The organism is Streptomyces sp. GL_140, from assembly GCF_057834465.1.
In genome coordinates, this window is record NZ_JBYQMJ010000003.1 from 287,066 (window position 1) to 294,570 (window position 7,505).

Here is a 7,505-nt window from a genome sequence, read left to right on the forward strand (position 1 = left end):
GGGGAGCGGAGCGACCAGGCCCCACACCTGCACAACCCAGCAATAACAAGGGTGAGCGGAGCGGACACTGTCACGTTGTCGGCGTGGGGGTGAGATGATCTTCGGGTCGTCCGCCTGGTGAGAGGGATCGTTGTGTCGTCCGTGGTGCCGTCGTACGCGAATCACCGGTACCCGGCGGAGATCATCGCGCACTGCGTGTGGCTGTACTTCCGCTTCCCCCTGAGCTTCCGCGAGGTCGAGGAGCTGATGCTCGAGCGCGGCATCATCGTCTCCTATGAGACGGTCCGCCGCTGGTGTCGGAAGTTCGGTCAGGCCTACGCCCACAGCCTGCGCCGGCGGCGTCCGCGGCCGGGCGACAAGTGGCACTTGGACGAGGTGTTCATCAAGATCAGCGGGGTGCAGAAGTACCTGTGGCGGGCCGTCGACCAGGATGGCAACGTCCTCGACATCCTGGTCCAGAACCGTCGTGACAAGGCTGCGGCCAGGCGTTTCTTCCGTCGGCTCCTCACTTCCACCGGGCGGGTGCCGCGAGTGGTGGTCACCGACAAGCTCAAGTCGTACGGGGCTGCCCATCGTGAGGTGATGCCCTCGGTGGAACACCGCTCCCACAAAGGTGAGGTGATCCCCGTGGTGTGGACACACCTGACAATGGATCTTGTTGATCCTGGAAGGTGTAAATCCACGTGGCAAGGCCCTCGAAGTACAGTGCGGAGTTCCGGTCCGACGCGGTCGCGTTGTGGCGGGCCTCGGCCGGCAGGCGGACGTTTCGGGACGTCGCGGCCGATCTGAACGTCAACCCCGAGACGCTGCGGACCTGGGTGCGTGACGCCGAAGACCGTCCGGTCGCCTCCGGCGCGTCGCAGGACACCGAGGCCGAGCTGGCCCGGCTGCGGGCGGAAAACGCCAGGCTGGCCAAGGCGGAGAAGGAATGGCAGCTCGAGCGGGAGATCCTGCGACGGGCAGCCGCCTATTTCGCGCGGGAGATGAAGTGAGGACCGCCGCTTGGGACTTCGTCTCCGCCCACGCCGAGATGTACGGCATCAAGCGGATATGCCGGGTACTGGAAGTTTCCCGCTCGGGCTACTACCGGTGGATCGCCGGCGCCCAGGCGCGGGCCGAGCGGCAGGGAACCGAGGACGCCCTGGTCGCCGAGATCCGCGAAATCCATGCCGAACACCGCGGAAACTACGGCGCGCTCCGAGTCCATGCCCAACTGCGGGGCTTTGGGTACACGGTCAACCGCAAGCGCGTGGCCAGGCTGATGCGCAAGCACGGCATCGTCGGCCGCCACCTGCGGAAAAAGAAGCGCACCACGATCCCGGACCGCCTGGCGCCGCCGGTGCCAGACCTGCTCCAGCGGGACTTCACCGCCGGCACGCTGGACGAGAAGTGGTGCGGCGACATCACATACGTGCAGGTCGGAACCGCATGGCTCTACCTCGCTTGCGTCATCGACATCCGATCCCGCCGGGTACTCGGATGGTCGATGGCCCCGCACATGCGGGCCGAGCTCGTCATCGACGCACTCCAGGCCGCGGTCGCGACCCGCGGCGGCGACGTCACCGGAGTGATCTTCCACGCGGACCGCGGATCGCAATACACCTCGGCCGCGTTCGCCCAGGTCTGCGATCGGTACGGCATCCGCAGGAGCATGGGCCGGGTCGGCTCCAGTTACGACAATGCCCTGGCCGAGAGCTTCTGGCAGGGCCTGAAACGAGAAACGATGCACCGGAAGCTGTTCTCGACGTTCCGTCAGGCGAGGCTGGAGATCTTCCAGTGGCTCACCTACTACAACGCCCGCCGACGCCACAGCGCGCTGGACTACCTCTCCCCAATGGAGTTCGAACAGCAGCACCACAAGACAGTTAAACTCTCACTCGCAGCATGACCCCAGTGTCCACATTCCGGGGGTCACCTCAGGAAGTATCAGGGGAGATATCGGGGGAAGCCGCATCGGTGGCGCACTCGCGTTGTGCCTGGTCAGGGCCCGTTTTTTGGCTGGTGAGTGACCAGACTTTCTTCTGTGTGTGGGTGGGGTGGTGTCTGGGTCTGCGGGGTTGCGGGCCTGGGCGGGGCCTGGCGCTGCGCGTGGCTCCGGACGGACTCGGACTCTGGAGCGGTTTCGGGGCCTCGCGGACGGACGGTCGGGGGGCTGGTGTCTGGTGTCTGGTGTTCGGGGGTTGCGCGGCTTGGTGCGTGGTTTCGCATGGTGCGGTCCTGCGGATCGACCGCAGCACGTTCCGGAAGGACACCATCGTCATGACCACGTTCCCGATCGCTCCGCAGCCGCAGCAGCCGTCTCCGTGGCTCCGGTTCGCTTCTGGCGCTCGGTTATCTCGCCATGGCGCTCACCGTCGCGGCCGCCACGTACGTGGCGTCGGCGCTGGGCGATCCGATCCAGAACGGCCTTACCGCAGCCGCGCTCCTCGGGAGCCTGCGCCCCACCCGGGTCGTGGTCGTCCAGGGCGCCCCGGCCGGTACCGGCCCTGTTTAGGTGCTGGCGGTGCCCCCGGTGCCGAGTACCCGCCGCTGCGGCTCCAGGACGCTCTGGGGCGCCCGTTCCCCGCGCGGGGGCACCGTCGGGCCGGGGTCGGCGGGTTCGGCCGCGAGGCGGCCGCGGCGGCTCGGCCCGTCCGGGGCGGGGGTCTGGCGGGGTCCGGTGCCCAGGGGGCGGCGCTGCTCACTCACCCGCACAGTCTCCCGTCCCACCCGGCACCCCCGAACAGCGCCCCGCTCGCGCCCGCCGCCAATCGTCACGGCGGCAGTCGACCAGGGTCGACTGCCGGGGGCGGGCCACCTCCTGACGGTCCGGCATTTGTGCCGTCCACTGCGCTGACCTGGGGTGGTGAGGAAACCGGTTAGTACAGCCCGGTGACCGGTGAGTTCACCAGTGCTGGACCAGGTAGGTGAGTGCCGCGAGGGCGGCCTGTGAGGCGTCGTCCCAGGACGGGGGGGGGCGGGTAACCCGTGGGTGGGGGGTTCGGGGCGCGGCCCTGTCGCCGCCCGCGCTGCTGGCCTTGACTGGCCATGACCCGAATCAAGTACATGACGGCCGCACCGGCCTACAAGTGCTCCAGCAGCACCAGGACCATTGACGACGACAGCTATGACGGGCCGTGGCCCGACAACTGGGACGTGAAGGTGACCACGTGCGCGGCCCGCTCCGGCGGCACGGTCTACGCGTACGCCGAGGTCCAGTGGGACGGCCCGTCGTTCTACCCGATCGACGACAAGGGGATCTTCGACGGGGCCAAGCTGCGGTTGCAGATCAAACAGTCCCGCGACGGCGCCGCGGTGAGCGAAGCGGACTTCACCGCGTTGGAACCCTTGTGGAGGACAGCACACCGGGCGGCAAGCGCCATGGCCGCTACCGCACCCCGACGGTCACCCACCGGGCCGGGCCCGGCGCTCTCGCAGATTCGGTGCTGTTCCTGGACTGGCACGGCGACGGACACGGCTACCAGCATCACGAGTACGCCGGATCCCCCGCTGTTTGACCCGTACCCCAGCCCGGTCCTCGGGCCGCCACCCCGACCGGGCGGCGGCCCGCACTGCGTTCACTCCTCGCCCAGATCCGGGCTCCAGACGGCCGGCCCGCCGCCGCGCCACTCGATGAGCAGCGGATCGTCCAGCCGGACGGCGTCCGGGTCCAGACCGGCCCGCCGCAGGAACTCCAGCAGGTCGGCGGGACCGAGGGCGCGGCCGAGGAACTGGCCGTCGCAGCGGACCCGGCGCCCGCCCTCGGCGTCCGGGGGATGGACGACCACGCGCAGGGCGGGGCTCATTTCTCCGTCCTGCCGGTGCCCGGTAGCTCCGGCATGCCGGGGGTGACCGGCCCGGGGGCCGAGGCAGGGGGCCGGGGAAGCGTGCAGTTTCCTCGTGTGCAGAGGGGACGGCGTCTGGGCGGGACTACAACCCGGACAGGCGGAGGGCGCCAATCCCCCGCTTCGTGGCCTCTCTCCCCGGGGCGTCACGGACGTACTGGCCACATAGGGCCAATCACAACAGGAGCGTGGATCATGAAATCCTATTTAGCGGCCTTTTCTGCCCCCAATGTCCCTACCCCGTTCGCCGACGGTCAACGCTGGCTGCCGAGTCTGTACTGCCTGTACGGAACGGGCCACAGTCAAGACATCACGTGCGACCGCTACGAATGGGACCCGGCGTCCGGGAAGCCCTGGTGGGGCGACCAGCCCGCCGACACGCACTCACTGCGTGCCCTGGACGGGGGCTACGACCTGTTCACCGACGGCGGCACCGGCAAGCTCCTCGACGCCGGCAAGCCCGTCGACGCCGCCCTCTGCCTGGGCGATACGAGCACCGTCTACCTCTTCCAGGGCGGGAACTGCATCACCTTCTCCATCAACAACCCCTCGGGAAGCCGGCTGAAGACCCAGGGTTTCACCCAGCCAATAGCGCAAGTGTTCGGCTACCCCTTCGACAACAAAGCAAAAGTCTTCCCCTTCGACGGGGTCGACGCCGCACTCTACTCACCTGCGGACAACAAGATCTGGTTCTTCCGGGGCACCCAGTGCGAGTCCTTCGACAGCGACACCTACCAGCCAGACCACTGGGACCCCGACAACGACAACGGCGGCTGGGGCAGCTACAACCCCGCGATCAGCTCCACCTGGACCGGCATCGCCGACTACACCAACGGCATCACCTGGGCCGCCACCTCGAACCTCGTCACCGCCGCGAAGCCAGAAGGCGTGTACCAGGACAGCGGCTACCTCGTCAAAGACACCGACTGGTGTCCCGTCACCCCCAGCACCACAACCGCAAAGATCTTCACTACCCCTGGCGACCGAACCCTCCCCATCCCCGACGGCGTCACAGCAGTCACTCTGGAACTCTGGGGACCTGGAGGAGGAAGTGGCGATGGTGGGGATGGCCGCAAGGGTGGCGACGGCGGCGACGGCGGTGCCGGGGCTTACATCAGGCACGTCATTACCCCGGCACCAGGTCAGAAGGTTCACATCGGTAGCCCGGGTCAATCCACGTATTATCCCACCGACGGTGCGCCCGTCCTCCTCGCCGGGGGCGGGGGCGGGGGCGGGGGTGGTGGCGGCTACGGGGGCGTGTCCGGCTACGCCGGAGATGGAGGCAATGGAGGCGGCAGCTACGGCAGTGACGGCGGCTGGGGCGGCGGCGGCGGCTACGGCGGCGGCGGCGGCGACAGCGGCAAAGGCGGAGACACAAGCCATGGAGGCGGTGATGGCGGGGGCTACGGCGGCGCCGGCGGCAACGGCAGCAGCAAAGGCGGCGACGGCGGCAAAGGCGGCGCCGGAGGCAGTGGCTACGGCAGCAACGGCAACGGCAGCAGTGGCAACAGCGGCAGCGCCGGCTACGGTGACATCGGCGGCGGCGGCGGTGGCGGTGGCGCCCAGGGCCTGAGCCTTTATCCCGCCCAGGCCCTTTTCAAGCCGTCTGCGGACGGAAACCCACGTGCCCCTTATCAGGCGCTCAGTGACAGCGCGGGATTCGGCGGTAGCGGCGGTGACGCAGACGCAGGACAGGGCAGTCCTGGCGGCAATGGCGCCGCCCGCATCAGCTGGTAGACCCCTTGGCAGAGACGGGCAGTCGGTTTCCCGACCGCGCCCAGCGGTCAGGGAGGGCCGGCTGCCGCGTCTCGCAGCACGGAGGGGCTGCTCGATGTGCATGGTCCCGGGTGTGTGTCAGGATGAGTGGGGGCTTGCGGGATGCCGTGGTGTGCAGGGGCGCGGTTGGTGATGGCCGCCCCGGCCCCGGTGCGAATGTGCAGGGTCGTGGCAGCGGTTGGGCGTCAGCGAGTGGCTGTGCCGGGGATGGGTTGGATGAGGCTCCCGATGTCGTCGACCTGGTCGGGTGTGAGTACTGGTGAGAGCGGCCAGTTGAACTGGTTGGGATTTGGCCAGAGTTTCGTTGCTGTACCTGTGGGATCGATTTGCGTGACGAGGCTGGTGTGAAGCTCCTCTGAGTCTGCTTCAGCGATGAAAAGTGCGAGGTGATTGATCACGATGGTCGTCACGTGCCCCAGGCTTTGCTTGGATTCGACGCCGATGACCCAGGTCTCGACGAGCAGCGCACCCTCTACCGTCGCTGGACTACCGGCAAGGACGTCCTCCCTCACGAGGCGTTCATCGGCCTGGCGGCCCTCCTCCACGCTGCCACCACGACCGAGCTCCGCCGCCTGACCCTCGGCCACATCAGCACTGCCCCACGCGCGGTCCGCTTCCCTGGGCGCAGTGTCGACCTTGCCCTCGACAGCGCTACGTGGCGGGCTCTGGAGGACTGCCTTGGCCACCGGAGCACCCTGCACACGGATAACCCGTACGTACTGGTCACCCGGCTTACCAGAGTCACCACCGGCCCGGCCGGCGCGGCCCACATCCGAGACAGCCTCGCCCCGGTCGGCCTCCTCCCGCGCGTCCTGCGCTCAACACGGCTGCTCACCCTCGTCGGCGAACTCGACGTCAAACAGCTCACCATGGCGCTGGGCATGTCCTACGCTGGAACTGCCCACTACCGGTGACACCCTGAGCGACTGTCATACGAGGCGGAGTTCCTCCTCGACATCGCTTGAACTTCAGGCTCCGATCACAGTCGGCAGGCGCTGCGCACCATGCCATTGCTTCCAGTCTCAATCCGATGCCCACTTTGAATCAGAATCGCGTGGCCACTCGGTCCGGGTTCTGTAAGACTGGGTGCACGGCGCCTCCCGTTCGCCGGCTGGGTCAAGAAGTGGTGTGGGTGCCAACCGCACGCGTGGCGTACGACCGATGCCTTCGCGAACCCGCCGGACTCATACGCCCCTGAACATAGGGGCCTGCGCCCCAAAGGCAGGCCTGGAGTGGATTCACGCGACGGGTCAGGCCCACCCCCCGAGTGGTCTGTTGGGTGCTGTGTTTAGGGTCTTGGGGTGATCTTGCCCCTTACGGGTCCTCCTACGTGGAGGCATCCTCTTGCCGCGTTCCTGTTGGTCTTTGTGATATCCGCCTGTTGGTATGGGCTGCAGCCGGTCCCTCAGGGGTGTGTTCTGCTGCATGGGTCAGGGACGAGTTGGCAGGAGGCGTATCGGCAGGCCCTTGAGTCGGGGGTGTGCGAGGAGCCGGCGCGTTGGAGGACTTGGACCGAGTGACCCGAGCCATGGGGCCGGTGACGTGCAGGGTCCTCTGCTGCTGGCGGCCCGCGGAGCGGGCTGGTCCTGGAGGTGGAGCCGGAAGAGCCCCGGGTGGGGGAGCGAAGCGGACCCACCCAACAGGCAGAAGGCCCGGACCCCGTGAAACGGGGTCACTCAGGCCCGCGGAGCGGGCCGTTCAGGTGGAGTGAAACGGAACCCGAGCAGTCCGCAGCGAAGCGAAGGACTCCCGGCCGAAGGCCGGCTCTGGCTCGGCGAAGCCGAGCCCCCGTCGAGCGAAGCGAGGCGGTTCATTGCCCTGGAGCGAAGCGGAAGGGCAGGCGCCGAAGGCGCCCCGGCCGAGCGCAGCGAGGCCGTTCGGTCCTGAGCGCGCAGCGCTCAGGTA

Annotated in this window: 8 protein-coding genes and 1 pseudogene; 6 read left to right on the plus strand and 3 right to left on the minus strand. The window is 68.1% G+C overall.

The genetic code is table 11. The features are described from left to right. Nucleotides 1-132 precede the first annotated feature (132 nt). The 3 genes and pseudogenes from AC3IYJ_RS42550 to AC3IYJ_RS42560 all read left to right on the plus strand — a co-directional run. Nucleotides 133-615: pseudogene (locus AC3IYJ_RS42550) on the plus strand (IS6 family transposase); the annotation flags it as partial. A 68-nt stretch (nt 616-683) separates the two neighbouring features. Beyond that, nucleotides 684-1,888 (plus strand): IS3 family transposase gene (locus AC3IYJ_RS42555; RefSeq protein ID WP_489399112.1). Its coding sequence is split into 2 segments (ribosomal slippage): nt 684-924 and nt 924-1,888, totalling 1,206 coding nucleotides; the frame shifts between segments, so codons are not numbered across the junction. A 453-nt stretch (nt 1,889-2,341) separates the two neighbouring features. Then, nucleotides 2,342-2,494: a hypothetical protein gene (locus AC3IYJ_RS42560; protein WP_489403581.1), complete on the plus strand. Its 153-nt coding sequence runs from the start codon at nt 2,342-2,344 to the stop codon at nt 2,492-2,494. Here AC3IYJ_RS42560 and AC3IYJ_RS42565 read toward each other — a convergent pair. Then, on the minus strand, nt 2,491-2,688 hold the full coding sequence (locus AC3IYJ_RS42565; protein WP_489403582.1) for a hypothetical protein: 198 nt from the start codon (nt 2,686-2,688) through the stop codon (nt 2,491-2,493). The genes AC3IYJ_RS42560 and AC3IYJ_RS42565 overlap by 4 nt on opposite strands. A 641-nt stretch (nt 2,689-3,329) precedes the next feature. Between AC3IYJ_RS42565 and AC3IYJ_RS42570 the strand changes: the two genes are divergently transcribed. Next, entirely contained in the window at nt 3,330-3,497 is a 168-nt protein-coding gene (locus AC3IYJ_RS42570) for a hypothetical protein (RefSeq protein ID WP_489403583.1), read from the plus strand. 60 nt (nt 3,498-3,557) lie between these two features. On the opposite strand, the gene AC3IYJ_RS42575 is transcribed toward AC3IYJ_RS42570, so the two are convergent. Beyond that, nucleotides 3,558-3,785: a hypothetical protein gene (locus AC3IYJ_RS42575; protein WP_489403584.1), complete on the minus strand. Its 228-nt coding sequence runs from the start codon at nt 3,783-3,785 to the stop codon at nt 3,558-3,560. A gap of 234 nt (nt 3,786-4,019) precedes the next feature. On the opposite strand from AC3IYJ_RS42575, the gene AC3IYJ_RS42580 reads away from it, so the two are divergent. Next, nucleotides 4,020-5,561 carry a hypothetical protein gene (locus AC3IYJ_RS42580; protein ID WP_489403585.1) on the plus strand — a complete coding sequence of 514 codons (1,542 nt, stop codon included), beginning with the start codon at nt 4,020-4,022 and terminating at the stop codon, nt 5,559-5,561. 224 nt (nt 5,562-5,785) lie between these two features. On the opposite strand, the gene AC3IYJ_RS42585 is transcribed toward AC3IYJ_RS42580, so the two are convergent. Further along, nucleotides 5,786-6,010, minus strand: coding sequence for a hypothetical protein (locus AC3IYJ_RS42585; protein WP_489403586.1), 225 nt, complete (start codon nt 6,008-6,010; stop codon nt 5,786-5,788). Between AC3IYJ_RS42585 and AC3IYJ_RS42590 the strand changes: the two genes are divergently transcribed. Beyond that, on the plus strand, nt 6,011-6,514 hold the full coding sequence (locus tag AC3IYJ_RS42590; protein WP_489403587.1) for a hypothetical protein: 504 nt from the start codon (nt 6,011-6,013) through the stop codon (nt 6,512-6,514). Nucleotides 6,515-7,505 lie beyond the last annotated feature (991 nt).